Annotated in this window: 20 protein-coding genes; 10 read left to right on the forward strand and 10 right to left on the reverse strand. The window is 63.6% G+C overall.

All coding sequences use genetic code 11. From position 1 onward, the window contains the following. Positions 1-10: 10 nt before the first annotated feature. From Q7C30_RS02345 to Q7C30_RS02370, 6 genes are all read right to left on the reverse strand, one after another. Complete coding sequence (locus Q7C30_RS02345; protein ID WP_116889308.1) at positions 11-910, reverse strand: serine hydrolase; 900 nt, start codon at positions 908-910, stop codon at positions 11-13. Then, positions 900-1,628, reverse strand: coding sequence for an alpha/beta fold hydrolase (locus Q7C30_RS02350; protein WP_317870523.1), 729 nt, complete (start codon positions 1,626-1,628; stop codon positions 900-902). The genes Q7C30_RS02345 and Q7C30_RS02350 overlap by 11 nt, the downstream gene beginning before the upstream one ends. Further along, entirely contained in the window at positions 1,625-7,360 is a 5,736-nt protein-coding gene (locus Q7C30_RS02355) for an SDR family NAD(P)-dependent oxidoreductase (protein ID WP_317870525.1), read from the reverse strand. Before Q7C30_RS02355 ends, Q7C30_RS02350 begins: the two co-directional genes overlap by 4 nt. Positions 7,361-7,362: 2 nt before the next feature. Further along, complete coding sequence (locus Q7C30_RS02360; protein ID WP_317870526.1) at positions 7,363-9,207, reverse strand: non-ribosomal peptide synthetase; 1,845 nt, start codon at positions 9,205-9,207, stop codon at positions 7,363-7,365. Between the two features lie 3 nt (positions 9,208-9,210). Beyond that, a complete protein-coding gene (gene ccrA, locus Q7C30_RS02365) occupies positions 9,211-10,437 on the reverse strand; it encodes a crotonyl-CoA carboxylase/reductase (RefSeq protein ID WP_317870563.1) in 1,227 nt (408 codons plus the stop codon). A 711-nt stretch (positions 10,438-11,148) separates the two neighbouring features. Further along, complete coding sequence (locus Q7C30_RS02370) at positions 11,149-11,628, reverse strand: Lrp/AsnC family transcriptional regulator (RefSeq protein ID WP_039580461.1); 480 nt, start codon at positions 11,626-11,628, stop codon at positions 11,149-11,151. Between the two features lie 150 nt (positions 11,629-11,778). Here Q7C30_RS02370 and yedA point away from each other — a divergent pair, with 150 nt between their 5' ends. Next, positions 11,779-12,675 carry a drug/metabolite exporter YedA gene (yedA, locus tag Q7C30_RS02375; RefSeq protein ID WP_317870529.1) on the forward strand — a complete coding sequence of 299 codons (897 nt, stop codon included), beginning with the start codon at positions 11,779-11,781 and terminating at the stop codon, positions 12,673-12,675. A 75-nt stretch (positions 12,676-12,750) separates the two neighbouring features. After that, positions 12,751-14,076 carry a DEAD/DEAH box helicase gene (locus tag Q7C30_RS02380; RefSeq protein ID WP_317870531.1) on the forward strand — a complete coding sequence of 442 codons (1,326 nt, stop codon included), beginning with the start codon at positions 12,751-12,753 and terminating at the stop codon, positions 14,074-14,076. A gap of 46 nt (positions 14,077-14,122) precedes the next feature. Here the strand turns inward: Q7C30_RS02380 and Q7C30_RS02385 are convergent, their stop codons facing one another. From Q7C30_RS02385 to Q7C30_RS02395, 3 genes are all read right to left on the reverse strand, one after another. Continuing rightward, positions 14,123-15,382 carry a TIGR03862 family flavoprotein gene (locus tag Q7C30_RS02385; RefSeq protein ID WP_317870532.1) on the reverse strand — a complete coding sequence of 420 codons (1,260 nt, stop codon included), beginning with the start codon at positions 15,380-15,382 and terminating at the stop codon, positions 14,123-14,125. A 148-nt stretch (positions 15,383-15,530) separates the two neighbouring features. Then, positions 15,531-16,445, reverse strand: coding sequence for a histone deacetylase (locus Q7C30_RS02390; protein ID WP_295488478.1), 915 nt, complete (start codon positions 16,443-16,445; stop codon positions 15,531-15,533). A 68-nt stretch (positions 16,446-16,513) separates the two neighbouring features. Beyond that, a complete protein-coding gene (locus Q7C30_RS02395) occupies positions 16,514-17,203 on the reverse strand; it encodes a histidine phosphatase family protein (protein WP_317870533.1) in 690 nt (229 codons plus the stop codon). A 184-nt stretch (positions 17,204-17,387) separates the two neighbouring features. Here Q7C30_RS02395 and Q7C30_RS02400 point away from each other — a divergent pair, with 184 nt between their 5' ends. The 8 genes from Q7C30_RS02400 (at position 17,388) to Q7C30_RS02435 (ending at position 25,687) form a co-directional block, all read left to right on the forward strand. Then, positions 17,388-17,957, forward strand: a complete 570-nt coding sequence (locus Q7C30_RS02400) for a GNAT family N-acetyltransferase (protein WP_295488472.1) — start codon at positions 17,388-17,390, stop codon at positions 17,955-17,957. A gap of 87 nt (positions 17,958-18,044) precedes the next feature. Continuing rightward, entirely contained in the window at positions 18,045-18,914 is an 870-nt protein-coding gene (gene tesB, locus Q7C30_RS02405) for an acyl-CoA thioesterase II (RefSeq protein ID WP_317870534.1), read from the forward strand. Next, complete coding sequence (locus Q7C30_RS02410) at positions 18,911-19,501, forward strand: HAD family hydrolase (RefSeq protein ID WP_317870535.1); 591 nt, start codon at positions 18,911-18,913, stop codon at positions 19,499-19,501. Before tesB ends, Q7C30_RS02410 begins: the two co-directional genes overlap by 4 nt. 361 nt (positions 19,502-19,862) lie before the next feature. Then, positions 19,863-20,978 (forward strand): ABC transporter substrate-binding protein, encoded by a 1,116-nt coding sequence (locus Q7C30_RS02415; protein ID WP_116889294.1) that lies wholly within the window; start codon positions 19,863-19,865, stop codon positions 20,976-20,978. Beyond that, positions 20,975-22,048 carry an iron ABC transporter permease gene (locus tag Q7C30_RS02420; RefSeq protein WP_317870564.1) on the forward strand — a complete coding sequence of 358 codons (1,074 nt, stop codon included), beginning with the start codon at positions 20,975-20,977 and terminating at the stop codon, positions 22,046-22,048. Before Q7C30_RS02415 ends, Q7C30_RS02420 begins: the two co-directional genes overlap by 4 nt. Further along, positions 22,045-22,806, forward strand: coding sequence for an ABC transporter ATP-binding protein (locus Q7C30_RS02425; protein ID WP_317870536.1), 762 nt, complete (start codon positions 22,045-22,047; stop codon positions 22,804-22,806). Before Q7C30_RS02420 ends, Q7C30_RS02425 begins: the two co-directional genes overlap by 4 nt. A gap of 314 nt (positions 22,807-23,120) precedes the next feature. Then, the gene (gene gabP, locus Q7C30_RS02430) at positions 23,121-24,512 is read left to right on the forward strand and encodes a GABA permease (RefSeq protein WP_029614685.1); all 1,392 of its coding nucleotides are present in this window, start codon (positions 23,121-23,123) and stop codon (positions 24,510-24,512) included. Positions 24,513-24,661: 149 nt separating this feature from the next. Beyond that, positions 24,662-25,687: a PDDEXK nuclease domain-containing protein gene (locus Q7C30_RS02435; RefSeq protein ID WP_317870537.1), complete on the forward strand. Its 1,026-nt coding sequence runs from the start codon at positions 24,662-24,664 to the stop codon at positions 25,685-25,687. Between the two features lie 5 nt (positions 25,688-25,692). Here Q7C30_RS02435 and Q7C30_RS02440 read toward each other — a convergent pair whose 3' ends face one another. Beyond that, complete coding sequence (locus tag Q7C30_RS02440; protein ID WP_317870538.1) at positions 25,693-26,697, reverse strand: hypothetical protein; 1,005 nt, start codon at positions 26,695-26,697, stop codon at positions 25,693-25,695. Positions 26,698-26,699 lie beyond the last annotated feature (2 nt).

Here is a 26,699-nt window from a genome sequence, read left to right on the forward strand (position 1 = left end):
CCGGGCTCCGTTAATCATGCTGAAGTGTGCAGTAGTCATCGAGCAGGCGTGAAAACAGCCCAATGAAGTCCCTGGCGTGGGCAAAGGCGCATGTGGTGGGAGCGACGTGGTTCAGGTCGTCAACAATGACCGAAACGATCACCTTCACCTGACCTTGGCGCATGAAGTAACCCACGTTGTTGTAGTTGCGATAACCAATGCCGTGTTTATCACCTACGTGACTGGCCTCGTCGAGCCAACTTCGGATTGCCGTGGTGTCTTGTTGCCCACGCATGCACGCCAAGCCGAATTCACACAGTTCTTGGGCAATGAATGTGGGGCCCCTGCCGGTGCCTTGAACGCCCTGCACCATCAACTCCAGGGCTTTCACCAAGTCCGAAGCGGTGGTGGTATTCACCGCTTCCAGGGGATGGTCTGCATCGAGCAGCGGGTTGGGGACGGCACCGACATGATGGGTGTGCTGCAACTGCAACGTCTTTGAAAACGCATTGAGCCGCTGCAGGCCGAGCCGACGCACGAGATGGAACGTGGCTACGTTGTCGCTCAGGGCCATCATGCATTTGAGCAACTCCGCAATGGTGAACGCGCGGGGTTCGTCCAGTAGCCATAATGCCCCGCACGTCTGCTGGCCAGCCGCCTGCGGAAGGAGCCAAAGCCGGTCGTCGAGCCGCCAGTTACCGGTTTCGATTTCGCGCAGTACCGCAATGAGGATGAACAGTTTGCGGGTACTCGAGGCAGGGCATGGCGCATCGGCGGCCTGTTCGAAGCGCGAGCCTGTCTGCCAGTCGAGGATGCACCATCGATAAGCGCAACCTGGCCCCGTTCGTGACAGCGTGAGCATGCACTGATGAATGTCCTGAATCGTCGAGCAACGCGCTGGGTACTGGTGAGCGGGCAGTTCAATAGGCATGTGCGGTGACCTCACGAAGCGTTCGTGCCACCGTCTCAGCTACGGCTGCGAAGTTCGTACGGATGAAGAAGTGATCGCCTGCGACCGTCGTCAATTGGCACCTGCCCAACGTTTGACGCGCCCAGCCCGAGTAATCGGGCTGCTGATCGGTCACCGGGTCGTTATCGCCCAGTATGAGATGAACGGGCGCCGATACCTGCGCAGGCGGGCATCTGGAGAGGTCGATGGCCAGCTGAAAATCTGCGCGTATGACCGGCAGAGCCTGTTGCATGAGTTCAGGGTTGCTCATCAGTTCTGGCGGCGTACCGCCCAAGTCCTGGAGAACCTGCAGCAGGCGCTGATCGCTCAGATCACGTTCATAGGCGCCCATGGCAACGGCGAAGCGCTCGGGTGCCAGGCAGCCACTGACGAACAGTGCCTCTGCGCGCAGTTCAAGACGCTGCTCAAGACTGACGAGCAGCTCAAAGGCGAGCCGACCGCCAAGACTATGCCCGAACAACGCAAACCGGCCGCGGCAGCGGCTTTGCACCTGTTCGAGCAGATACGTGATCGTGGCTTCACGGCTGTTGAACGCAAGGGCCCCGGGCGACTGGCCCCGTGGCGGCAAGTCCACAGGTATGACCTGGGCCATCGGTAGTAGACGTTGCCAGCGTGCGTAGAAACTCGCGCTACCTCCCGCGTAGGAAAAACACAGCAATGAAATACGGTCCTGGCTCACACGTCACGCTCCTTCAGTTGGAGTAGGGCATCGAGCTTCTGGCTCATCAACTGTGCCCACCCTTCTACCTGCTTGTGGCTGAAGCGCTGACTGTGATGCCAGAAATTCAAGCGCAGGTCGTCGTCAAGTATCTCGACTACCAAGTGCAGGCCAGGGACACGCTGCATGTCTTCTATATTCGCTTGGGCCAATAGACGGTCTGAGATGGGTCCGAGAATTTCTACACCTTCCACACGCACCTGATCTGGCGCCGGGACCGTGTGCCGATAGTTGAGGAAGTTGATGCCCAGATCGGAGAAGTAGGTATCCAGTGCCATACCCGCGAATGCTGGGACAACATCAATCAGCATACTTGGGTGCATCAACGGATAGTCCTGCATGGCGTTGATCGTGCGTGCGACCATCCCTATGCCATCAAGCCACTGGTGATGCACCGTAATTGGAATGGGCCAAGGCGAAGTGAAGGGGCCAATGACATCGTTGAACTCCTCGAGACCGCGGCCGCTATTGATCGTGCTGATCATCAGCTTGTCGCACCGCAACACGTGCGCCATGGTGGAGGCGTAGGCATACAAGACCGCATTGAATACGCTGAAACCGTATTCGCCCGCCAAGGTCGCCAGGCGCCGATTGGCCGATGGCAATTCAATACTGTATCGGCTCGAAGGCGCCACCGTCGTCGAGGTGAACCCTGGGTGGTCAGGCAGTGCTGTGGGACCCTCGAAGGCGTTGAACAGCCCCCGGAAGAAGGCGGCATCTTCCGCCCAAGTGCTCTGGTACTGGGCCTGCCTTCTGGCGTAGTCGGCGTAGCGCAGGCCCTCTGCGCGTGCGCGTGGCGTTTGATCTCGCATGAAGGCGTGCAGGCAATGGGCGAATCGCTCGAGCATCAGCGTCAGCGATTTGCCATCGAACTCCAGGTGCTGCACACCTAGCAGCGCGATGAAAAAGGGTTCTCCCACGTCAATGAAACGCAGTGCCCAGGTCACGTTCACCTGCGGCTGGGGTAGCGTGCGAGCCATTGCGCGCACCTGCTCACCAAGCTGCTGGGCTGGATCGGCGACATCTCGCAGGTCCACGAAAAGCGCGTCGAAGCTGTCAAGTACTTCGTGGGTCGAGCGGATCTGTGGTCTACCTTGCGGGAAAAAGGTGCGCAGCAGCGGCTCTTCGTCCAGCACTTGAGACAAGGCCGCATAGCAATGCTCGCGCTGAAGCGGCGCATGAATTCGATAGGGAATGACCCGCAGGCCGTACCCTTTGGCGATCAGCGAAAGCCAGCGAACCTGCTGGATCGACACGGGGGGCTCCCCTGTTTCCACGCTATCCAGTGACTGCGGTCGAGCGCCGGGCGCCCGCCATTTTTCGGTCCCGGTCAAGGTTGCGACCACCTGCGCGAGCGCGTCCATATTGGCGATCTGCTGCAGTTGCTTGATGCTGTAATCAATACCCAACTGCGTGGTGAGCGCATTGCGCAATTGCACCTTCGCCAGTGAGTCAAAACCCAACTCGGCCAGCGTCGCCTGGCTGATGTCCTGGAAGCTGCGTTGTGTAGAGGCGTTCAGTCCTACCAGGTTGTCCACGGTTTTCATCAGCCACGGCTCGAGCTCCGAGCGCCTGGCTCGCTCGTCGTGACAGGTACCGAGCCTTTCAGCCAGGGTGAGAGAATCCGGGGTCGAGATCGCGCTGGCCTGGGCTGAGGGGGGCAACTGCTCAAGCAACCTGGCGCATGCGGGCGAGCGAGCAGCGAGCTGCTCTATGTCCAACTTCATGAATGCGCTGTTGCCAGGCGGTTGTGCCATCAGTTGACTCAAGTAATCGATGCCTTGGGCGCTCGAGTGCCCCAGCAGTCCGCCGGCTTGCAAGATGTGTTGACGTTGAGGCTGATCGCGTAGTGCTCCGGCGTCGAGCCAAACGCCCCAGTTGATGGTGGAGACGTTGGCTGCGGTGCCAAAGCACTGGGTTGGCAATGCGTCGAGGAAGGCGCTGGCAGCCCCGTAGGCCGCTTGTCCGCCATTGCCCAGCAACGCAGTAGCGGAGGAGAAGTTGATCACCCACTGGATCTGCAAGCCTCGTTCGGCAAGCACAGTGCACAGCGTGAGGATGGCTGTGCACTTGGCTGCGAATGCCCGTCGCAGATCCTCGAAGCTGACGTCTTCGTACAACTTGTCTTGCAGATCCACCGCCAGATTGAACAGGCACAGCTTGCCCAGGCGAGCGCTGCTGGCCCAGGCACGACATTCTTCGCGCCCTTGTTTACTGCTGGTATCCATACAGTGGTAGTGGACCTGAGGATGGCAACGCATGATTGCCTGCAGTTCATCTGCCGGCCGCAGGGATCGTCCAATCACATGAATAGCGCTGACATGATCGTCCACAAGACGCTGTATCAAATGTCTGCCAATCCCTCCGCCGCCGCCCAGCAGTAGATACGTTATGCCGTTGTCGAACTTCATGGGTGTCTGCTCGAGGTGCGCTGCCTCCAGGCGCGGGACCTGAGCAGTGCCGTCGCTACAGTGCACCAGCGTTTCATCGCTGTGCAGCACCTGCCGTAACACCCTCCACTCGTTTTCATCATCCGGTTGCGCAGGCGAAGGCTGGACGAAATGCACCACGCACGCCCGCAGTTGTGGACATTCGATCATGACAGTGCGGAACAAGGCGGCCACGCTGGTGGCGAGTGCTGAGGGATGATCGGGATGGGCCATTGCGGCCGGACTTGCACAGATCGCACAAAGCCGAGGCAGTTGTGCGTACGTTCGCGTCAGGCTACGCACGAGGTCCAGAAGATAGGCACACACCGCGACTGCCGCGTCTGGCTCGTCTGTCGGCAGATGAGTGAGGTCTGCGTAAACGCAGTCGAATCCTTCCGGGTACTCTCGCCAAAGCGTGTCGATTGCGGCAGGCGCGCAGTGATCGGATCCTTGGGCAGCCCCTATCCAGGGGGCCGAGTCCACAGCCCAGACGTGGCCGAAAGCCCGTTGCAGTGCTGAGCCGTATCTGGAATTCGAATCTGGGGTGAGCAACAACACGTTCGTGGGGGGCGAGCTGATCGATTGAGCATTTTCCCAGGAAAGTGGATGCCAAGTGGTTTTGTAAAGGCTTGGTGTGCTCGCCTCAGGGACGTTGCTTTCGATCCAGCAGCGCACCCGTTGAAATGGATAACTTGGCAATCCTTCGAGCAAGTGGGGCGACGGTGCCAGCGAACTGCTGAGTTGGGCGCCATCGCTGTAGAGCCGTGCGAGCACCGCGAGGTACTGCTGATCGCTAGCGCGCCCCTTGCGAGTCATTGGAAGAACGATGACCTCTGAAGGGGATTGCCCGACTGCCATCGCAGACAAGGCACTGGATACGCCGACCTCGACGAAATGGGTACACCCTCGCTCCACGGCGCAGGCGTAAGCGCTCTGCCAGTTGACGGTCTCGCGCAGTTGGCGACGCCAGTAAGCGGCCTGGGCCACCGTGCTGTCTGCCATTGTTCCGGTCAGGCCCGAGATCAGCGGCATGGAAGGGGAGGCCAGTTCGAACTGCGAGACGAATGCCTCGAACTGTTCCAGCAAGGGCTCCAGGAGCGCCGAATGTCCCGGCCTGCTGATGTTCAGGCGCTGGTGGGTGACTGCGCAGGCATCAGCATGTCGCATCAGGGTCTCGATGTCGGCAACGCTTCCCGATACTACGGTGTTGGCCTGCGTATTGGTTGCCGCGATGGATGCGTTGACGCCACACGCTTGCATCAGCCCGATGACTTGTTCCTGGTCCGTTGCGATCATCAGCATGGCGCCCTGCTCGCCGATCGAATGCAGTAGACGGCTGCGCTCGGTGACGATCATGAAGCCTTGCTCAGGGGTGAAGACGCCTGCGATGCAGGCCGCAGCATATTCTCCCAGGCTGTGCCCCAGTAACGCGTCAGGTGCATGAAGGTTGCTCAGGAGCAAGCGCGCCATCGCCACTTGCACAATGAAGATCAAAGGCTGGGAGCGAGAGATATCCGTTTCGAGCGCGCCACTGAAGTGGTCATCGAACAGTAATTGCGCTGCCCGTGCCGCGAACGTCGTGCTGCAGATCGCGTCGAACTCATCCACTGCCTGGCGGAAAACGGGCTCTCGCTCATACAGCGCGCGCGCCATGCCCCGATGTTCGCCGCCCTGGCCCGAGAACATCAAAGCGACTCGAACCGGCTGCGAGTGCCTGATGGGCAGTGGCATGTCCTGCAGGTCTTGCAGGCCTTGCATGGCTTGTGAGCGGTCGGTAGCGACCAGGCAAGCGCGATGGTCAAAGTGCGTGCGCCGTTGCCACAGGTTGGCCACGAATGTGGCGTAGGCCTCATCCGGCTGGGTATGTAGAAACTCCCTGTATTGCGCTATCAATTCACGTAGGGCTTGCGGGGAGCGTGCTGACAGAGGAACGAGACCTGCCGGGAGCGCGGGCACTGCTGGGGCATGAGCGTGCGTAGGCGCCGTTTCCAGGATCAAATGGGCGTTGTTGCCACCCAAGCCGAAGCTGCTGACGCCGATCTGGACACGATCGACATCAAGGTCAATCGTGTTCCGGTTGACTTCAAATGGCGTGTCTTCGATGTGCAGTTCTGGATTGTAAGTGTGTAGGTGGAGCGTCGCCGGAATCTTGCGGTACTTGGCGATCATGATCCCTTTGATCAGTCCTGCCATGCCTGCTGCCCATCCCAAGTGGCCGATGTTGCCCTTGACGCTGCCCAGATAGCAGAGTGACTGCCTGGAGCGTTCAGCGAAGACGTTGGCCAAGGCTTTGACTTCAATCGGGTCGCCAATGGGCGTGGCGGTGCCGTGGGCCTCGATGTAGTGGATGCGCTCCGGCGAGCTCTCTGCAAGACTCAACGCTTCACTCACCACTTGAGTCTGGCCTGCCACGGATGGCGCCGACATGCCTGCCCGGTGAGCACCGTCATTGTTGGTTGCAATACCCCGAATGAGCGCATGAATCTCATCGCCTTGGGCAAGCGCGTCGCTCAGTCGCTTGAGCACGATGACCGCCGCCCCGGAACCAAAGATGGTGCCGCTGGCCTGGGCGTCGAACGGACGGCAGTGACCGTCCGAGCTGAACGGCATCCCAGGCTCGAAGAAGTAAGGAATCGTCTGAGGTACCGAGATAGCACTGGCGCCGACCACCGCGCTTTCGCATTCGCCTAGAAGCAGGGCCTGTACGGCAGCCTGGACGCCAAATAAAGAGGTTGCGCATGCGGCCTGAACATTCACCGCCGGCCCACGGCAATCGAGTTTGTAGGCAATTCTGCTGGCAAGGAATTCCTTGTCAGTGGCCATGAAGCGGGCGAGCGCTTCAGAGGACTGGTACAGGGCGCATGCACTGTCGTGTGCTTGCAAGCCATAGACATTGTTAATGAAATACGAACTTGGACCCGCACCGCAGAACACCCCAGTGGCTGCTGTTCGGCCATGTAGCGCGGCATCTTCCATCGCTTCCCACGCACATTCGAGCAACACCCGCTGTTGCGGATCCAACAACATCGCCTCTTTGAGGCTGAAGCCGAAAAATTCGTGATCAAAGCACTCGATGTGCGTGATCTGCGCCTTGGCGTGAATTCTGCCTGCCTGATCTTGGGAAACCTCGATGCTTTCCACGCCATTCAGGAGATTCTGCCAGTATTGATGCACCGAATTGGCACCCGGGAAGCGGCATGCCATGCCGACGATGGCGATCGCGGTGTCTTCGAATCCCGACTGTTGGTCATTGAGCTCGCTCATCTTCAGTGCCTCCTCTTGGCCGATAGAGTTGCCATGGCAGCACAGCGCTGCCTGCGATCACTGACCGGCAACGGTCTATCGGGCGGCGGTGTGACGCTGTGAGGACGGGCCAAGTGCGCGCAGAGATGGCGTGCGCAGGGGAATTCATACAGGTCTGTCAGACGCAGATCGCGACCCAGCGCATGACGCAACTCCGCCATGAGCAACAGCAAAGTGATTGAACTGGCGCCCAGGTCCATGAAATTGTCGAGTGCGCCGACCTTGTCCAGTCCGAGGCAGGAGGCGGCGATTGCGCACAACTGAATTTCCATGGGGCCGTGCGGGGGCTCGTAATGCCCTGGGAGTTGATCGCGTGCGCTACCGAGTCGAGGTAAACGTTGCGGATCGGCTTTGCCGTTATGGTTGAGCGGAATGGCGGCTATCCGCTGATAGAAAGAGGGCAGCATGTACTCAGGCAATTGCGCGGCCAAGTGCGTGTGCAGAGCGAGGGTGACGTCTTGATCCGCTGCGTGTGTGGTGTAGTAGAGGATCAACACCGTCGTGGCCCCCGACTCGCGCGCAACGACCAGGCAGTCCGTAACAAGGCCCGAGTCGGACACCACCACCTCGATTTCCTTGAGTTCGACGCGATGCCCTCGCACTTTATGCTGACGGTCGTGACGCCCTTTATAGTGATAGAGGCCGTTGCTGTCCTGATAGCAAATATCGCCCGTGTCATACATCCGCTCACCGGATACAGGATCATGGATGAACCTGTCGGCTGTCTGCTGCGCCATGCCGTAGTACCCCAGAGCCAGTGATCTACCGGCGATGTACAGACGACCGCACGCGCCTGGCGCTACCGGCTGCAGGTCCTCGTTCAGTACACAGGCCCGGCTGCAAGGCAGCACGTCTCCGAGGGGAGGGAGATCGGGCCATTGCTTGGGTGGCTGCTCGAGCACGTGTTCCATCACGACGTGAGTTTCCGATGGCCCGTAATGATTGATCAGCCGGCAGGTTGGGTGCTCCTGGAACCATCTACGTACTGCGGGATTGATCCTCAACTGTTCACCTGCCACCAGGATCTGTGTCAGCCGCGGTAGGTCAAAGGCGCCATTGCGATCAAACATCGTGAAAGGGATGAGCATGGAAGTGGGCAGGAACAGCCGGGTGACCTGCCTGTCGTGCAGAGTGCGATAGAGGATGTGCAGGTCTTTCTTGATATCGTCTTCAATCAAATGAAGGGTGTGGCCGCAACACAGCGTGCTGTAGATCTCCTGAAAAGATACGTCGAAGCCCTGCGCGGCATAGAAAAGCGTGCAGCCCTGTGCGGTATCGGGTTGGATCATGCCGGCGATCAGTGCGCTCAACGAGCGGTAGGGCACCATGACCGGCTTGGGGCGTCCGGTCGTGCCCGAGGTAAAGACTATGTAGGCAGCAGCCTCCTGACGTTCGTTGACTCCCGTGGGCTCGGACGGCTCGGTGCCGGGGTGGACTTCGCTCAGGTCGAGCAAGACCGTCCCAGCACGCACCAAGTCGAGAGGTTCGGTGACGTGTCGATCCACAATGCAGAGCGCCAGGTCAACGGCATCGGCCAGCTGTTTTTGACGCTCGATGGGATACCCGCGGTCCAGCGCAACGGCCGTTCGTCCCGAGATGTGCACCGCCAGCAGCGCGACGATGTAGTTGATATTTTTTGCCATCATCAAGCCAATAAGCGGGCCGGTGGTGGCTGCTTGCAGGGTGAGCGCCAGTGCCGCAGCGCGGCGGTACAGTTGCCGATACGACAATGAATGATCAGTCTGGGTAACGGCAATACGCTCAGGATGAGCACGTGCAATGTCGATGAACCGCTCGATAAAGTCCATGGCTCATGCTCCATTACCGGCGCCAATACGAATGGCCATGTTGCCCATGGGGTCGCGATTCTCAAACATGAGTTGATGCGCCTGGGCAAGTTCGTGGAATTCGAAAGTTCGAGTCAAACAGGGTCTTATTGTTTTCTGTTCAACCAAGGCGTTGAATGCCTCGCACTGTTTTCTATTGGCGAAGTGCGAACCTTGAAGTCGCTTTTGCCTCATCCACTGGTAGCGGATATCGAACGTGCCCCTGTAACCACTGGTGCCGGCACATATCACGACCATGCCGCCGGGTGCGCAAACGAAATTTGATGTTGGGAACGTATCTTCGCCGGGATGTTCGATCACGATCGATGGGTTTTTACGTGCACCCACCAAGCGCCATATTTCTTTTTGGAAGCGCCGAGCTTCCATCATCCAGTCATGGTAGAGCGCGCTATCTTGCAGGTCATCGAGGGGCCCCCAGTGCTTGTAGTCGCGGCGATTGATCGTTCCGTGCGCGCCGTTCTCCATGCAGTACGCAGCTTTTTCCTCGCTGCTGACCACTACGATTGCAATGCCGCCTGCCGCCCGTACCAACTGGGTAGCCATCGTTCCCATACCCCCGCTACCGCCCCAGATGAGAACCACGTCCCCTGGCTTCAGGGTATGGGGTGCGAATCCATACAACATTCGATAGGCAGTCGCTCCACAGAGCATGTAGGAGGCCGCTTCCTCCCAAGAGAGATGTTTGGGCTTTGGCAGCAACGCTGTTTGCTTGACGCGGGTATATTCGGCGAACGCGCCGAAGTTGACTTCATACCCCCATATCTTTGCAGACCTGTCCATGATCTGGTCATCGACCGCATCCTCATCCCACCAACCGCAATGCATGACCACTTCGTCCCCAATCTGGACGTCGGTTACATGCTCCCCGATGGCGACGACGATCCCGGAGGCGTCCGATCCCGCAATATGAAATCCCTGCTGCTCCCCACCGCCACCCTGCAGTGCGACGACATCGACCGGATGGCCCTGTGCTGCCCAGATGCCATTGTGATTGACGCCTGCAGCCATGACCTTTACCAGGCACTCATCGTCTCCCACCGGAGGAAGGGTCACACGTTCCAGGGCGAACGCTTTCAGCGGTGGGCCATAGCGCTCCGGTCTTATCGTGTGCGCTTGCATGGTGTGGGGAAGCCCAAGGGCCCGGTGTGTAGAGGTGGATGCTACGGGTGCATTCATCGTTCGACTCTCCATGTTCGACAATTAGAACTCATCGCTCGAACTCACCGCCCTTTGAATTCCATTCGACCAGTGGTCGTGGGATCGATGTTCTGGCGTCACCGAGATCAGAGTTGTGAGGGGGGTAGATTAATTATCCAATGCATGTGTTTTAACTGGTCTTCTAGGACGGGTCAGGTTCACTAGGCTAGTTCGAAACGCCCCCGGTGCAAGTGTCCAGTCAAGCGGATGCAGCAAGGCCGCGTGCAAATGTGATAATCAACACCTGATAAAAATCAATGAGCTCAATTGATTGCAGTGGAGAGACTCCGCTGGTCGGAATTCCAGTGAACGTTTTGTTATATCTACAAGCGAGGGGCTGAGGCGAAAGTAGGCGTTCATTTGAGTGTCGGAAAGAGCCTACACAGTGGAAAGTTAGTAGCCGAAGTGTATAGATACTTCGTTTGGTCATAGTGTTTCGATGCGGGTTGAGTCACGGCGATGTGGGCCACTGAAGGCGACCCATGGCCTGCAGCCTCTGCTCGCAGGCCCTGCTCATCGCTCCCCAACCGTCCAACGCGACTTCGACCTGCCGTGGGCGGTCGCTGCCTGAAGGTGCGCAACGTTCGTGACGACGTGGGATCGTTGCTGCCCCTCGGCAATCCCGCCATTGCACACAGCGCTTGAAAGCGACATAAAGAGGGCTGTCAGCGTCTGGAGGCATTGTTACGTTGACTGATGCGCCCTTCAACGCTTAGTGGAATGTGTGGTGGATCTCATCGCGTCAGGTTTCAGGTGATCCAGCGGCACCCGCCGTTCCACGGCGCTGGACAAGATGATCGCGGTCTTGCTGAAACCCAGTTGCGATACCTGATTGATCAGCGCTTCGAGCTCGGGCATCGACGCCACCGCCGCCTGCATGATCACGCAGGGGTCACCCGTGACCCGATGGCATTCGGTGAGCTGGGGAATACGCGTGAGGGCGTCGTAGGCCTGCTGGTTGCCATGGCTGTTCAGGCGCAGCTCGATGACGCACTGGATCGGCAGGCCGATCTTTTCCAGATCGACCTTGGCGGTGTAGCCGGTGATCACGCCGCTGGCCTCGAGCTTGGCCACCCGTTCGGCCACGGCCGGGGGTGACAGGTTGACCTGGCGGGCGAGTTGGGCGTAGGAGGCGCGGCCGTCCTCGAGCAGGGCGGCGAGCAGCATGCGGTCGTACTTGTCCATCGGAGCCTCGTTCAGGCAATCGACGGTAAATCCGTGCAATTACCGTTGATTGAAAAGTGTCATGCCTGATTAAACCTGTTTTGTAACTTATGTTTGCCCAGGCGCCTTTCTAAACTAAGACACCCGTAAACGGATTTCGAGTCTTTTATCATGCCCGCCTCCCGTCGCTTTCCCTGGTTGCTCCTGGGCGCCTTCACGGCGCTGTACCTGGTCTGGGGTTCCACCTACCTGGCCATCCGCATCGGTGTCGAATCCTGGCCGCCGATGTTGATGGCGGGGGTGCGCTTCGTCATTGCCGGCAGCCTGCTGTATGGCTTCCTGCGTTGGCGCGGCGTGCCGGCACCGACTTGGCCGCAGTGGCGCTCGGCCGGCGCCATCGGCTTTCTGCTGCTCAGTTGCGGCAACGGCGGCGTGACCCTGGCCGAGCACGCCGGTGTCGCTTCGGGCGTTGCCGCCCTGGCAGTGGCCACGGTGCCGCTGTTCACCCTGCTGTTCGGCCTGGGGTTCGGCCACCGCAACTCGCGCCTGGAGTGGGCGGGCATTCTGCTTGGGCTGGCCGGCATCGCGCTGCTCAACCTGGGCTCGAACCTGCAGGCCAGTCCCATGGGCGCGGCGCTGCTGATCTTCGCTGCCGCTGCCTGGGCCTTCGGTTCGGTGTGGAGCAAGACCCTGCCGCTGCCCCAGGGCGCCATGGCCAGCGCGGCGGAAATGCTGGTCGGTGGCGGCGCCTTGCTGCTGGGCAGCGTCCTCAGCGGCGAGCGCCTGACGCAGATGCCGAGCGCGGCGGGCTGGGGTGCGCTGGCGTATCTGGTGGTGTTCGGTTCGATCGTGGCGTTCAGTTCCTATATGTATCTGCTCAAGCACGTGCGCCCGGCGGCCGCCACCAGCTATGCCTACGTCAACCCGGTGGTGGCGGTGCTGCTGGGCATCGCTTTCGCCGGCGAGCGGATCGGTGCAGAGGAAGCCTTGGCCATGGGCGTGATCGTCGGCGCGGTGGTGCTGATCGGCCTGCCGCAGTGGCGACGGGCGCCGCGTCAGGTGGCGTGAGCAGCGCAAGGCCACAGCGAAGGCAGGCTTGCGGTAAACTGCCGCCTTCGCTGAACCCCCTCTGACGGTACACCCATGACTTTCGCCAAACTCGGCCTGATCGAACCGCTGCTGCGCACCCTGGAGCAGTTGGGCTATTCCACCCCAACGCCGGTCCAGGCCCAGGCCATTCCCGCCGTGCTGGCCGGCCGCGACCTGATGGCCGCCGCCCAGACCGGCACCGGCAAGACCGCCGGCTTCGCCCTGCCCGTGTTGCAACGCCTGGCGCTGGAGGGCGGCAAGGTGGACAGCAACTCGATCCGCGCCCTGGTGCTGGTGCCCACCCGCGAGCTGGCCGAGCAGGTCCACGCCAACATCCGCGAGTATGCCGAGCAACTGCCGCTGAGCACCTATGCCGTGTATGGCGGTGTCAGCATCAACCCGCAGATGATGCGCCTGCGCCGCGGTGTCGACCTGCTGGTGGCCACTCCCGGCCGGCTGCTCGACCTGTTCCGCCAGAACGCCCTGAAATTCGCTCAGGTGCAAATGTTGGTACTCGACGAAGCCGACCGCATGCTCGACCTGGGTTTCGCCGAAGAATTGCAGGCGGTGTACGCCGCGCTGCCGCGCAAGCGCCAGACCCTGCTGTTCTCGGCCACCTTCTCCGAGCAGATCCGCCTGCTCGCCGGGTTGGCGCTGAGCGATCCGCTGAGTATCGAAGTGAGCCCGCGCAATGCCGCCGCCACCACGGTCAAGCAGTGGCTGGTGCCGGTGGACAAGAAGCGCAAGACCGACCTGTTCTGCCACCTGCTGCACAAGCAGCGCTGGAGCCAGGTGCTGGTGTTCGCCAAGACGCGCAACGGTGTCGATCAACTGGTCGAGCGCTTGCTCGCCGACGGCATCAAGGCCGACGGCATCCATGGCGACCGTCCCCAGGCCACCCGCCAGCGCGCGCTGGATACCTTCAAGGCGCGCGAGATCCAGGTGCTGGTGGCCACCGACGTGGCGGCGCGCGGTCTGGACATCGACGACCTGCCGTTGGTGGTCAACCTCGATCTGCCGATCGTTGCCGAGGACTATGTGCACCGAATTGGCCGCACCGGTCGCGCCGGCAACAAGGGCGAGGCGATCTCGCTGGTGTGCGCCGATGAAGTGCAACTGCTGTCGGCCATCGAAACCTTGATCCGCCAGACCTTGCCGCGCCATGAAGAGGCGGATTTCATCCCCGATCACCGGGTGCCGATGACCGATGCCAGCGGCCAGGTACTGAAGAAGCCGAAGAAACCCAAGAAGCCCAAGGAGAATAGCGCCAAGCGCGGCTTGGGCAAGTGGATGGACAGCGCCGAGGACGCTGCGCCGACGGTCAAGCCGGTACGCAAGGTGCCGAGTTTCAATGGCGGACCGCGTAAGCGCAAACCCTAGTGGCGCAAGGCCGACCGCGAGACGAGGCTGCACGGCAGGTGGGGTGTCATGGGGTAGTCGAGGCGGGCTGGCGTTCAGCGACCCACTGCGCCGCAGCCCGTCCGGCGCGCAGGCCGCTGGCGAAGCAGGCGGTGAGTAGGTAGCCGCCGGTCGGCGCTTCCCAGTCCAGCATCTCGCCGGCGCAGAACACGCCCGGCAGTGCCTTGAGCATCAAGCCGTCGTCGAGTGCCTCGAAGCACACCCCGCCGGCACTGCTGATCGCTTCGTCCAGTGGCCGTGTGCGCAGCAACTCGATGGGCAACGCCTTGATCGCTTCGGCCAAGCGCTGCGGATCGGCGAAGGTCGCTGGGTCGGTCAGTTCGCGCAGCAGCGCAGCCTTCACCCCGTCGATGCCCAATTGCCCTTGCAGGTGCCGGGCCATGGACCGCGAACCGCGCGGCTTGGCCAGGGCCTGGGCGATCTTGTCCACAGGCCGGTCCGGCAGCAGGTCGAGCAACAACGTGGCGCGACCTTCGCGTTCCAGGCTGGCGCGCAGCGGCGCCGACCAGGCGTACACCAGGCTGCCCTCGACCCCTTGTGCCGTGAGGATGAACTCGCCCTTGCGCGGCACGCTGCCCGGCACGCTCAGGGCGATGTTCTTCAGCGGCGCCCCAGCGAACCTGGCCTTGAGCACCTCGCTCCAGCCCTCGACCTCGAACCCGCAGTTGCTCGGGCGCAGTGGCGAGATATCCACAGCGCGCTCGGCCAGCACGGGCACCCAGGCGCCGTCCGAGCCCAGGCGCGCCCAACTGCCGCCGCCCAGGGCCAGCACCACCGCTTGGGCGTGCACGTGCCGTTCGCCCTGTGGATAACCAATGCGCAGCGCCCCTTCGGCAGTCCAGCCCAGCCAGCGGTGCCGGGTGTGGATAACCACGCCGGCTTCGCGCAGGCGCTTGAGCCAGGCGCGCAGCAGTGGCGCGGCCTTCATGTCGGTGGGAAACACCCGGCCCGAGGTGCCGACGAAGGTCTCGATGCCCAGGCCGTGAATCCACTGGCGTAGCGCCTGCCCGTCGAAGTCGCGCAGCAGCGCATCGAGTGCGTCGCGGCGCTCGCCGTAGCGACCGACAAAGGCGGGGTAGGGCTCCGAGTGGGTGATGTTCATGCCGCCGACGCCGGCCAGCAGGAACTTGCGGCCGACCGAGGGCATGGCGTCGAACACCTCCACCGTCACACCCGCCTGGGCCAGCGCCTCGGCGGCCATGAGGCCGGCGGGGCCGGCACCGATCACGGCGACGAGGGGAGGGCGAGCGGGGCAAGAGTCGGTCATGGCGGCAGGCGGCTGTGGAAAAGAGCCGGCATTCTACCCCAGCGCTGGGTGCGCAGGCACTGTACAAAAAATGATCAGATGCTTGCAGATCAGGCAGTTAAAGGGCTGTAGCGGCTTTCGCTCAGGTTATCCACAGGCGGTTCCACAGTCATTGTGCGTAACCCAGCACCCGCGCTGCGCTGTGGTGGAGAATGCCGTGACGACGGGCCAAGGCCTCGCGGTCCTTGCTGTAGCCGCCGCCGATCACCCCAGCCACTGGAATGTCGCGGCCCAGGCAATGACGCAGCACCGCCTCGTCGCGCGCGGCAACCCCGGCATCGGTCAGTTGCAGGTAGCCAAGGGCATCGTCCTGGTGGACATCGACGCCGGCGTCGTACAGCACCAGGTCAGGCTGATACAGCGGCAACAAGTAGTTGAGCGCATCGTCCACCACCTGCAGGTAGGCCGCATCGCCCATGCCGCGTGGCAGCGGGATGTCCCAGTCGCTGCGCGCCTTGCGCGCCGGGAAGTTCTGCTCGCAGTGCAGCGAGACGGTGATGGCGTCCGGGGTGTCCTCGAGGATGCGCGCGGTGCCGTCGCCCTGGTGCACGTCGCAGTCGAAGATCAGTACCCGCTGGACGCGCCCGGCTTCGAGCAGATAGCGGCTGATCACCGCCAGGTCGTTGAAGATGCAGAAACCGGCCGGATGGTCGTAGTGAGCGTGGTGGGTGCCGCCGGCCAGGTGGCAGGCGATACCCTGTTGCAGCGCCATTTCGGCGGTGAGCAGCGAGCCGCCGACGGCCCGCACGGTCCGCCGGGCCAGCGCCTCGCTCCAGGGCAGGCCGAGCCGGCGCTGGTCTTCGCGCGACAGCTCGCCGCTCATGTAGCGGTCGATGTAGGCGCGGTCGTGGGCCAGGGCGAGGATGTCATCGGGGCAGATGGCCGGGCGCAGCAGCGCCTCGTCCTGGGTCAGGCCGCTGGCGACCAGGTGGTCGCGCAGCAGGCGGAACTTGTCCATTGGGAAGCGGTGCTCGGGCGGGAATTCCGGGCTGTAGTCGTCGTGGTAGATCAGGGGCAGGGACATGGCGAGGGTCGCGGCGAAAGGCAGCGCTGATCTTGCCTGTCCCCGGCGATGCGGCGCAAGAAGAGCGCTCAGCGCTGCCGCGTGGCCAGCACCCGCTGCCAGTCCGGCTCGTTCATGCGCCCGAGAATCCGTGCCTTGCCGTTGCCATCGACCGAGACGAACAGGGCACTGGCGTAGGCGCTGTCGCGTTGACCGGGCGCGACGCTCAGCGAGCGCTGGAAATGATCGACGCAGCCGTCATGGGTGATGAGCACCAGGTTGTGACCGCTGCGTTTGTGCGCCAGGGCCTGTTCGGTGAAGTGGGCGTTGCAGCCTTCGAGCCAGTCCTCGCTGGTGACCGTGTCGCCGACGATGAAGTGCGCGGTCTGGCGGGTGCGCAGTTTCGGGCTGCTGAGCAGGTCGGCGCCCGCCAGGCCCAGGTGCTGCAGGCCTTCGCCGACGCGGCTGGCGGCCTGGCTGCCGGCCACGGTGATGCCGGTGGCGTCGTCCAGGCATGGGCCGGGCGCGCTGTCGCAGCGCTCGGCATGGCGGATCATCACGATGACCGCACCTTCGGCCCACTGCTGCAGCAGGCCACTGGCGTTCAAGTGTCGTTCGTTGCCCAGGTTCACGATGGTGGTCCTCGTCGACGCCCACAGCAGTGCCGATGCGGCGGTTAACAGCAGTGCCAGGCCCAGGGCCAGGGTCATGCGCGGCAGGCGCTGCCACGTACGGCGCGTGGGCATGACCAAGGGGCTGAGGGTGTCGCTCGACAGCATGCGCGGGCTCCGGCAGGAAAGGGCCGCGAACAGAGCGGCGGTGGGTATGGGGCAATTGTGCGAACGGATCTGTGGGAGCCCGGTGAAGCCGTTGTGAAAAATCCATTGGCCCCGGCACATGAGGAAATCTTCATCCATTGCCTACGCTGTAGACTGCAGCCCAGTGCCAGCCGGAGCCCCGTCCATGACCCCCATCCTCACCCTCGAAAGCGCACGCCTGAACCTGCGCCAGTGGCACGACGACGATCTGCCGGCCTTCGCCGAGATGTGCGCCGACCCGCAGGTGATGCGCTACTTTCCAGCGCCCTTGACGCGCCTGGAATGCGCCGCGCTGATCGGTCGCATTCGCGGGCATTTCAGCGAATACGGCTACGGCCTCTGGGCCCTGGAGCGCATGGACAGCGGCGCGTTCATCGGCCTGACCGGGCTGCTCAACGTCAATTTCGAAGCGCCCTTCGCACCGGCCGTGGAAATCAGTTGGCGCCTGGCCCGGCGCCACTGGGGGCAGGGCTTCGCCAGCGAGGCGGCGTGGACCTGCCTGCGCTGCGCGTTCGCGCAGTTGCGTCTGGACGAGGTGGTGGCCTTCACCAGCCAGGACAATGTGCCGTCGCAGAAAGTGATGCAGGCCATCGGCATGCGTGAGGACGAAGCGGGCCGCTTCGAGCACCCGCGTCTGCCCGAGGGCCATCCGCTGCGCCCGCACGTGCTCTATCGCATGGACCGTGCGCACTGGGAACGCAGCGTGCGCGGCTGAACGGCACTTGCGCGCGGCGGCGCTGACAAATTCTGTATGATTCGCGCCATTCAATCGATTGCCGCAATGCCGTAGGAGACATCGCCGATGAGCCACGTACTGGACGACCTGGTCGACCTGTTGAGCCTCGAACCCATCGAAGAAAACCTGTTCCGAGGTCGCAGCCAGGACCTGGGCTTCCGCCAGCTGTATGGCGGCCAGGTGCTGGGCCAGTCGCTGTCGGCGGCCAGCCAGACGGTCGAGGACGCCCGCCACGTGCATTCGCTGCACGGCTACTTCCTGCGCCCGGGCGACGCCAGCATGCCGGTGGTGTACTCGGTGGACCGGGTGCGCGACGGTGGCAGCTTCAGCACGCGCCGGGTCACGGCGATCCAGAAGGGCAATCCGATCTTTACCTGCAGCGCCTCGTTCCAGTACGACGAGGGCGGTTTCGAGCACCAGGCGACGATGCCCGAGGTGGTCGGGCCGGAAAACCTGCCCAGCGAAGTGGAACTGGCCCAGGCCATGGCCGACAAGCTGCCCGAGCGCATCCGCGACAAGGTGCTGTGCGCCAAGCCCATCGAGATCCGTCCGGTCACCGAGCGTGACCCGTTCGACCCCAAGCCCGGCGATCCGGTGAAGTACGCCTGGTTCCGCGCCGACGGCAACCTGGCCGACACGCCGGCGCTGCACAAGTACCTGCTGGCCTATGCCTCGGACTTCGGCCTGCTGACCACTGCGCTGCTGCCCCATGGCCGCTCGGTGTGGCAGAAGGACATGCAGATCGCCAGCCTCGACCACGCGCTGTGGTTCCACCGCGACCTGCGCGCCGACGAGTGGCTGCTGTACGCCACCGACAGCCCTTGGGCCGGCAACGCCCGCGGCTTCAGCCGCGGCAGCATCTTCAACCGCGCCGGGCAACTGGTGGCTTCGACCACCCAGGAAGGCCTGATCCGCCACCGCAAGGACTGGGCATGAAGCTGCACGAGGCGCGCCATTGGGTGTTCGACATGGACGGCACCCTCACCGTGGCGGTGCACGATTTCGCCGCCATCCGCCGCACGCTGCAGATTCCGCCCGAGGACGACATCCTGGGCCATCTCGCCGCGCTGCCGCCGGCCGAGGCGGCCGCCAAGCACGCCTGGCTGCTGGAGCATGAGCGCGAACTGGCGCTGACCTCGACCGCTGCCAGCGGCGCCGTGGAGTTGGTGCGCGAGTTGGCGGCGCGGGGCTGTCGCCTGGCGATCCTCACCCGCAATGCCCGCGAGCTGGCGCATATCACCTTGCAGGTGATTGGCTTGGCCGACTGTTTCCCCGTCGAGCAGGTGCTGGGTCGCGACGAAGCAGCGCCCAAACCCGAACCCGAAGGCCTGCTGCACATCGCCAAGGCCTGGGGCGTGGCCCCCACGCAATTGCTGATGGTCGGCGATCACCGCCACGACCTGGATTGCGGTCGCGCCGCCGGTGCCGGCACGGTCCTGGTGAACCTGGCGGACAACCCTTGGCCGGGCCTGGCCGACTGGCACGCTGCGGATTGCCGGGCCTTGAAGGCGATGTTGGACTGACGGCAGCTTGCGCCGAGATTGCGCTCGCCTCATCTCTTTGGCCCAGTATGCGACACCGCGTGAACATGCGCTTGCTGTTCATCTGCAGCGCATGATCTCCAGCGTCCAGCGCGGTTTTGTGGGAGCGGCCCCTAAGAAGTTGAGCAAGACCGCGGGTCGGTGGTAGGTGAGAGACAGTTGGCTTGCGCAATGTCCGCATAAACCCCTGGAGCATGGGGTGGTACGGCCTCACAGTCACCGCGCTAGCGCATGACATTCCATTACATTCCGACACGCTGCTCAGGGCATGGCGGCGACTAGAATGCGCGGCTTGAATGAGACCGATTCTCTGTCACGCATCCGCAGTCGCAGGAGCCCTCGCATGTCCGCCATTCTCCGTCGCGCGCGGCAGTTGCTGCCGCTCGTGGTCTTCCTCGCGGCCGGACTGGGCATCGCCCAGACCGCCAGCGCCACCCAAGTCACCGACGTGCTCGGACGCAAGGTCGAGATGGACCACGCGCCGCAACGTATCGTCCTCGGCGAGGGCCGGCTGTTCTTCGCCCTGGCCCTGCTCGACCGCGACAACCCGTTCCAGCGTGTGGTCGGTTGGCAGAACGACATGCGCCTGCTCGACCCGCACACCTATGAGGTCTACGCCAAGCGTTATCCACAGGTGGCCAAGCTGCCGCTGATCGGCCAGGCCTCGGAGCAGAGCGTCAGCGCCGAGCAGATCCTGGCGCTCAAGCCGGACCTGGCGATCTTCAGCATCGCCGGCGAAGGCCCGACCCAGCACAGCCCGGTGGCCGACCTGCTGGAGCAGGCGGGCATTCCCGTGCTGTTCATCGATTTCCGCGTGCACCCGATCGAGAACACCCGGGTCAGCCTGCAAGCGCTGGGCACTTTGCTCGGCCGCGAGCAGCAAGCGCAGCAGTACCTGAGCTTCTACGACAGTCACCTCAAGCGAGTCACCGATGCGCTGGCGGGGCTCGAGCCCAGCCAGCGGCCCAAGGTGTTCCTCGAACTGCTGGCCGGTGTCTGGCAGGCGCCGGGCCATACCACGGGCAAGAGCGGCCTGGGCAGCGTGGTCGAGGCGGTCGGTGGGCATAACATCGCCGCCGACGTGGTGCCCGGCGCGCTGGGCGATGTCAGCGTCGAATACGTGCTCAAGGCCGACCCGGACGTCTACATCGCCACCGGCAACCGTGCTCCAGGCGTGCTGCTCGGGGCTGGCGTAAGCGCCGACAGCGCACGCCAGAGCCTGGCGAAGATCACCGCGCGCCCCGAATTCGCGCCGCTGCGGCCGATCCGCGAGGGCCAGGCCCATGGCCTGTGGCATGACTTCTACAACTCGCCGTTCAACATCCTGGCCATCGAAGCCATGGCCCGCTGGATTCACCCCGAGCGTTTCAAGGACCTGGACCCGCAGGCGACCATGGGCCAGATCAACCGGATGCTCGAAGTCGGCCTGGACGGCCACTATTGGATCGACGCCCAGTGACGGCCCAGGCCCAGGCCCAGGCGCTGCCAGGCGTCGAACAGGCGGCCTGGCAGTATCGACGCCTGTTGTGGCGGCGTACCGCGCTGGTCGGCGGCCTGGCCGTGCTGTTGCTGCTGTCGGTGCTCGGTGACCTGGCCAGCGGCGCCTCGGGCATGGGCCTGGGGCAATTGCTGCACGGGGTGTTCGACCCGAGCACGCTGAGCGCCACCGAGCGGGTGATCATCTGGAACGTGCGCCTGCCCTATGCGCTGATGGCGGTGCTGGTGGGCGCGGCCCTGGCGCTGGCCGGCGCCGAAATGCAGGCGATCCTCGACAACCCCCTGGCCAGCCCGTTCACCTTGGGCGTGTCGTCGGCCGCCGCGCTCGGCGCCTCGCTGGCCATCGCCTACCCGCTGAGCGTGGCCTGGCTTTCGCCCAGCGCCCAGGTGACGGTGATGGCGTTCGTCTTCGCGTGCCTGTCGGTGCTGCTGTTGCAGGGCATGTCGCGGCTGCGCGGCGCGGGGGTCGAAAGCCTGGTGCTATTCGGCATCGCCTTGGTGTTCAGTTGCAACGCGCTGGTGTCGTTGCTGCAACTGCTGGCCACCGAGGACGTGTTGCAGCAACTGGTGTTCTGGACCCTCGGCAGCCTGGCCCGGGCCAACTGGCAGAAGCTTGGCATCCTCGCTGCGGTGCTGGCGCTGGTCGTGCCGTTTTCCTTGCGCAGCGCGTCGGCCATGACCTTGCTGCGCATGGGCGAGGACCGCGCGCGCAGCTTCGGTGTGGATACCCGACGCTTGCGTGTGGCCTCGCTGCTGCGCATCAGCCTGCTGTCGGCGACCGCCGTGGCCTTCGTCGGCACCATCGGTTTCATCGGCCTGGTCGGCCCGCACATCGCGCGCTTGCTGGTGGGCGAGGACCAGCGCTTCCTGTTGCCGGCCAGCGCCCTGGTCGGGGCGCTGCTGCTGTCGCTGTCGTCGATCGCCAGCAAGCTGATCCTGCCGGGGGTGATCGTGCCGGTCGGCATCGTCACCGCGCTGGTCGGTGTGCCAGTGTTCGTGGCGCTGGTGTTCAAGCGCGGGAGGCGACTGTGAGTCTGCGTATCGACGACGTCTCGGTGGCCTATGGCCGACGTTCGATCATCCAGGGCCTGAGCCTGCCGGAACTGCCGGCCGGCAGCCTGGTGGCGCTGGTCGGGCCCAACGGCGCCGGCAAGTCCACCTTGCTCCGCGCCTTGGCCGGGCTGGAGCGGATGCAGGGCGCCGTGCATCTCGACGGCGAGAACGTCACCCGCCTGCCGTTCGCCGAGCGCGCCCGGCGCCTGGCCTACATGCCCCAGCAGTTGCCGCCGGGGTTGGCCTTGGGCGTATTGGAGAGCATCGTCGCCGCCCTGCGCGTGGGCGCGGCGCAGGACGTGCTGGGCACGGCGTATGAGGCGCTGCGCCAACTCGGTATCGAGCACCTGGCCGAGCAGGGGCTCGACAGCCTGTCCGGCGGCCAGCGCCAGTTGGTGGCCCTGGCCCAATTGCTGGCGCGCAACCCCCAGGTGCTGCTGCTCGACGAGCCCACCAGCGCGTTGGACCTGCACTACCAACTGCGGGTGATGGATGCGGTGCGCGAGCGCGTCGTGCGCCATCGCCTGCTGGCGGTGGCGGTGCTGCACGACATCAACCTGGCGGCCAGCCATGCCGATTGCCTGGTGATGCTGGAGAAAGGCCGGGTGGTGGCCTGCGGCACTCCGGCCCAGGTGTTGGCGCCGGACTTGCTGGCGCAGGTGTACGGCGTCGAGGCGCGGGTCGAGCAATGCTCGCGTGGCCGCCTGCAAGTGCTGGTGGACCGGGCGCTGCGCTGAGTCCTGACGCAGGCGGCGCCCGCTCGCGGGTGAGCCTGCTGCCACCGACATACCCCGCACCGCCATCGGCGCCCCCCTCGGTGGCGTGCACGGATAAACGGTGTCGTGATCGAACACCTTCGCGGCGCTCTCGAACAATTAGCCCGGCACCCGCACTGTTTGAATGAAGCCCACTTCGACGCCGCAGTCCGTCAACCCGTGAACAACCTCAACAACATCACGTGGACTGCGTGCAATTCATTGTTTTAAAAGGAGATCGTTTCCGCCTACGCCTGCCCGTCCTTACTTGTGTCAGCAAAAAGAGAACAATATCAATGAACACCGTGGGTACTGATGGCAACCTTGCTCAAGGTTTCAAGCCACGTCATGTAACGATGCTGTCCATCGCAGGCATCATTGGTGCAGGACTTTTCGTCGGCTCCGGACACGCCATCGCGGCCGCCGGCCCCGCTACCATCCTTTCCTATTTCGTTGCCGGCACCTTGGTCGTGCTGGTGATGCGCATGCTCGGCGAGATGGCTGTCGCCCATCCCGACACCGGCTCGTTTTCCACCTACGCCGACCAGGCCATTGGCCGCTGGGCCGGCTACACCATCGGCTGGCTGTACTGGTGGTTCTGGGTGCTGGTCATTCCCATCGAAGCGCTCGCCGCCGGGCACGTGCTCAACGCCTGGTTCCCGCAGGTAGACAGCTGGATCTTCGCCCTGGCCTCGGTGCTGCTGCTGGCGTGCACCAACCTGTTCAGCGTCGCCAAGTACGGCGAGTTCGAATTCTGGTTCGCCATTCTCAAGGTCACCGCGATCCTCGGCTTCATCGGCCTGGGCTTCGCCGCGCTGATGGGGTGGCTGCCCAACCGCGAAGTCAGTGGCCTGAGCACGTTGGTGGCGCAACACGGCGGCTTCGCCCCCAACGGCTGGTCGGCGGTGATCGGTGCGTTCATCACCGTGATGTTCAGCTTCATCGGCACCGAGGCGGTGACCATCGCCGCGTCCGAGTCCAGCGACCCGTCGCGCAACATCGCCAAGGCCACCCGTTCGGTGATCTGGCGGATCAGCACCTTCTACATCCTGTCGATCTTCGTGATCATCTCGGTGGTGCCGTGGAATGATCCGCAGTTGGCCGTGGTGGGTTCCTACCAGCGCGCGCTGGAAATCATGAACATCCCCAACGCCGCCTTCATGGTCGACATGGTGGTGCTGGTGGCGGTGACCAGTTGCATGAACTCGTCGATCTACATCGCCTCGCGCATGATGTACTCGCTGGCCAAGCGCGGCGACGCGCCGGCCCTGCTCAAGCACACCTCGAAAGTGGGTGTGCCGCGTGCCGCGGTGTTCGGCAGTACGCTGATCGGCGCCGCCATCGCCGTGCTGAACTATTTCGCCCCCAAAGGCGTGTTCGAGTTCCTGCTGGCCAGCTCCGGCGCCATCGCCTTGCTGGTGTACCTGGTCATCGCCATCTCGCAACTGCGCATGCGCCGTCGCCTGGAGCGCGAAAGCACCGAACTCAAGTTCCGCATGTGGCTGTTCCCCTGGCTGACCTGGGGCGTGATCGTGTTCATCAGTTGCGCGCTGGCGGTGATGATGTTCACCGAGGAACACCGTGCCGAAGTCAGCGCGACCCTGAGCCTGGCGATCCTGATCTCGTTCCTGGGCATCGTCACCACCCGTGGGCATGCGCGCAAGGTCGTGGCGGGCTCGATGGGCTGAAAGCCGCGCGTGTAACTCGATGTGAAGAGGGGCGCCTTTACCGGGCGCCCCTCTGTCGTTTACCACAGCCCACTCGGAGCGGTCCGACAGCGATTGAGCGGCGCCCTTGGATAGGCTTCCTGGCTTACCTTCCTGCCAGGAGTGCGCCCATGTCCACACCCCGCAACACGCCCGAAAACACTTCACCGCAAGGTCAGGGCGAAGACCGCTTCGCCGAAGTGGTGACCCTGATTCACGGCGCGCGCCAGCGCTGCCTGCAGGCGGTCAACACGCACTTGATCGAGCTGTATTGGCAGGTCGGTGCTTACATCAGCCGCAAGATCGAGAGCGCCGAATGGGGCGATGCGGTGGTCACTCAGTTGGCCGCGCACCTGGCGCGGACGCAGCCGGGGTTGCGCGGGTTTACCCGACCGAACCTGTTTCGGATGCGCCAATTCTATGAGGCCTACCGTCATGACGAAGTTGTCTCGCCACTGGTGAGACAACTGCCTTGGACCCACAACATGATCATCCTCAGCCAGAGCAAGCGTGTGGAAGAGCGCGAGTTCTACGTGCGGCTGGCGATTCGCGAGCGGTGGTCCAAGCGCGAACTCGAACGCCAGATGCGCACCGCCCTGTTCGAGCGCAGCGTCACCGATCCGGTCAAGGCCTCTGCCTCCCTGGCCGACGCTCACCCGCAGGCACTGTCGGTGTTCCGCGATACCTACTTGCTCGAGTTCCTCGACCTGCCGGACACCCACGCCGAGGCCGACCTGCACAGAGGCCTGTTGCAGCGCCTGCAGCGTTTTCTCATCGAACTGGGCCGCGATTTCTGCTTCGTCGGCGCCGAGTACCCGTTGCAAGTCGGTGGACGCGACTTCGCCCTCGACCTGCTGTTGTTCCACCGGGGCCTCAACTGCCTGGTGGCGGTAGAGCTCAAGGTGGGACGCTTCGAGCCCGAGCACCTGGGCAAGTTGAATTTCTACCTCGAGGCCTTGGACCGCACGGTGCGCAAACCCCACGAGAACCCGAGCATCGGTGTGCTGCTGTGTGCCAGCCAGCATGACGAAGTGGTCGAGTATGCCCTCAACCGCAGCCTGAGCCCGGCGCTGGTCGCCGAGTACCAGACCCAGCTGCCGGACAAGGCACTGCTTCAGGCCAAGTTGCAGGAGTTCTACGCCCTCGACGCCGGCTGAGGGTGTCAGTGCGGCGCGCGCGCCATCGTGACCACGTCCTTGGCCACCAGCAGCCGCGCCGCATTGTGGCCGACGCCCTGCACCTGGAACTGTCGATGCGCCACGGGCGTTTGCCACTGCTGGGCCAGAAACGCCTCGTAGTGCAGGTAGGCGAGCTGGCGTGTCAGCCGGGTGGCGCCTTGGACGGCGGCGCCGCAGGCGTGATCCATGACCGGGTCGTCCGGCTTGTCGTCGAGCTGACCGACCATGTAGGTCACGTCGCGCGCGGCGTAGCGTCGGAACACCTGCACGGCGTCCAGGCCCTGGCGAGTGAAGTACGCCGGCGCCTGCTCCAGACCGTAGCGGTAGTGGTTGTAGTCAGGGCAATCGTGACTGGCCAGCGGCTCAAAGACGCCATCGCGCAGGCGGTTGGCATCCAGGTACAGGTAGGACGACGGGCTGGATACCAGGTAACGCACGTTGATACCGCGCGCGCCCAAGCCCTGGTCACCGTCGCCGAGCAAGGTGTAGCGCTGCAGCAATTGGCCGCCGGCGGAGTGACCGATCACCAGGATGTCCTTGAGCGCGGGAAAGTGCTGGCGGTCGCTCAGGTAGGCCAGCAGATCGTCGAGCACGCTGAAGCCGGCGATGCCTGCACGCCCGCTGCGCGATTCGGTGCCCTGCATCCACAGGTTCTTGGGCCATAACGGCATGTCCGGTGTGGCGAGGCGGTCGTTGACGGTGAGGAAGTTCGGCGCCAGCAGCAGGGTGTCGTTGGCGGTCAGCCCCGCCGCGCTCAGCAGTCGCTCGCCCGCCTGGTAATAGTCGTCGGCGTTGCGGCGCACGCCGTGCAGCACGATCACCGCCCGCTGCACGGGCAGGCTGGCGCGCTGCAGGTCGTCGTTGGCGAAGGCGAGGAAGGCGTAGGGGGCGGCGGTGCCCAGGCGCAGGGTCTGGGGGGCGGCGAAGGCCTGGGCGCTCAGCAGGCTGGTCAACAGCAGGAGCAGAAAGCGTCGGAGCGCGTGTGGCATGC

The sequence above is a fragment of the Pseudomonas sp. RAC1 genome (assembly GCF_030658255.1).
GTDB classification, from domain to species: domain Bacteria; phylum Pseudomonadota; class Gammaproteobacteria; order Pseudomonadales; family Pseudomonadaceae; genus Aquipseudomonas; species Aquipseudomonas boreofloridensis.

What these genes read in the sequence shown, in the direction of transcription:
- Q7C30_RS02345 (WP_116889308.1), bottom strand. Translation starts at nt 910, where the DNA reads ATGCCTATTGAACTGCCCGCTCACCAGTACCCAGCGCGTTGCTCGACG.
- Q7C30_RS02355 (WP_317870525.1), bottom strand. Translation starts at nt 7,360, where the DNA reads ATGAGCGAGCTCAATGACCAACAGTCGGGATTCGAAGACACCGCGATC.
- Q7C30_RS02360 (WP_317870526.1), bottom strand. Translation starts at nt 9,207, where the DNA reads ATGGACTTTATCGAGCGGTTCATCGACATTGCACGTGCTCATCCTGAG.
- ccrA (WP_317870563.1), bottom strand. Translation starts at nt 10,437, where the DNA reads ATGGAGAGTCGAACGATGAATGCACCCGTAGCATCCACCTCTACACAC.
- Q7C30_RS02370 (WP_039580461.1), bottom strand. Translation starts at nt 11,628, where the DNA reads ATGGACAAGTACGACCGCATGCTGCTCGCCGCCCTGCTCGAGGACGGC.
- yedA (WP_317870529.1), top strand. Translation starts at nt 11,779, where the DNA reads ATGCCCGCCTCCCGTCGCTTTCCCTGGTTGCTCCTGGGCGCCTTCACG.
- Q7C30_RS02380 (WP_317870531.1), top strand. Translation starts at nt 12,751, where the DNA reads ATGACTTTCGCCAAACTCGGCCTGATCGAACCGCTGCTGCGCACCCTG.
- Q7C30_RS02385 (WP_317870532.1), bottom strand. Translation starts at nt 15,382, where the DNA reads ATGACCGACTCTTGCCCCGCTCGCCCTCCCCTCGTCGCCGTGATCGGT.
- Q7C30_RS02390 (WP_295488478.1), bottom strand. Translation starts at nt 16,445, where the DNA reads ATGTCCCTGCCCCTGATCTACCACGACGACTACAGCCCGGAATTCCCG.
- Q7C30_RS02395 (WP_317870533.1), bottom strand. Translation starts at nt 17,203, where the DNA reads ATGCTGTCGAGCGACACCCTCAGCCCCTTGGTCATGCCCACGCGCCGT.
- Q7C30_RS02400 (WP_295488472.1), top strand. Translation starts at nt 17,388, where the DNA reads ATGACCCCCATCCTCACCCTCGAAAGCGCACGCCTGAACCTGCGCCAG.
- tesB (WP_317870534.1), top strand. Translation starts at nt 18,045, where the DNA reads ATGAGCCACGTACTGGACGACCTGGTCGACCTGTTGAGCCTCGAACCC.
- Q7C30_RS02410 (WP_317870535.1), top strand. Translation starts at nt 18,911, where the DNA reads ATGAAGCTGCACGAGGCGCGCCATTGGGTGTTCGACATGGACGGCACC.
- Q7C30_RS02415 (WP_116889294.1), top strand. Translation starts at nt 19,863, where the DNA reads ATGTCCGCCATTCTCCGTCGCGCGCGGCAGTTGCTGCCGCTCGTGGTC.
- gabP (WP_029614685.1), top strand. Translation starts at nt 23,121, where the DNA reads ATGAACACCGTGGGTACTGATGGCAACCTTGCTCAAGGTTTCAAGCCA.
- Q7C30_RS02435 (WP_317870537.1), top strand. Translation starts at nt 24,662, where the DNA reads ATGTCCACACCCCGCAACACGCCCGAAAACACTTCACCGCAAGGTCAG.
- Q7C30_RS02440 (WP_317870538.1), bottom strand. Translation starts at nt 26,697, where the DNA reads ATGCCACACGCGCTCCGACGCTTTCTGCTCCTGCTGTTGACCAGCCTG.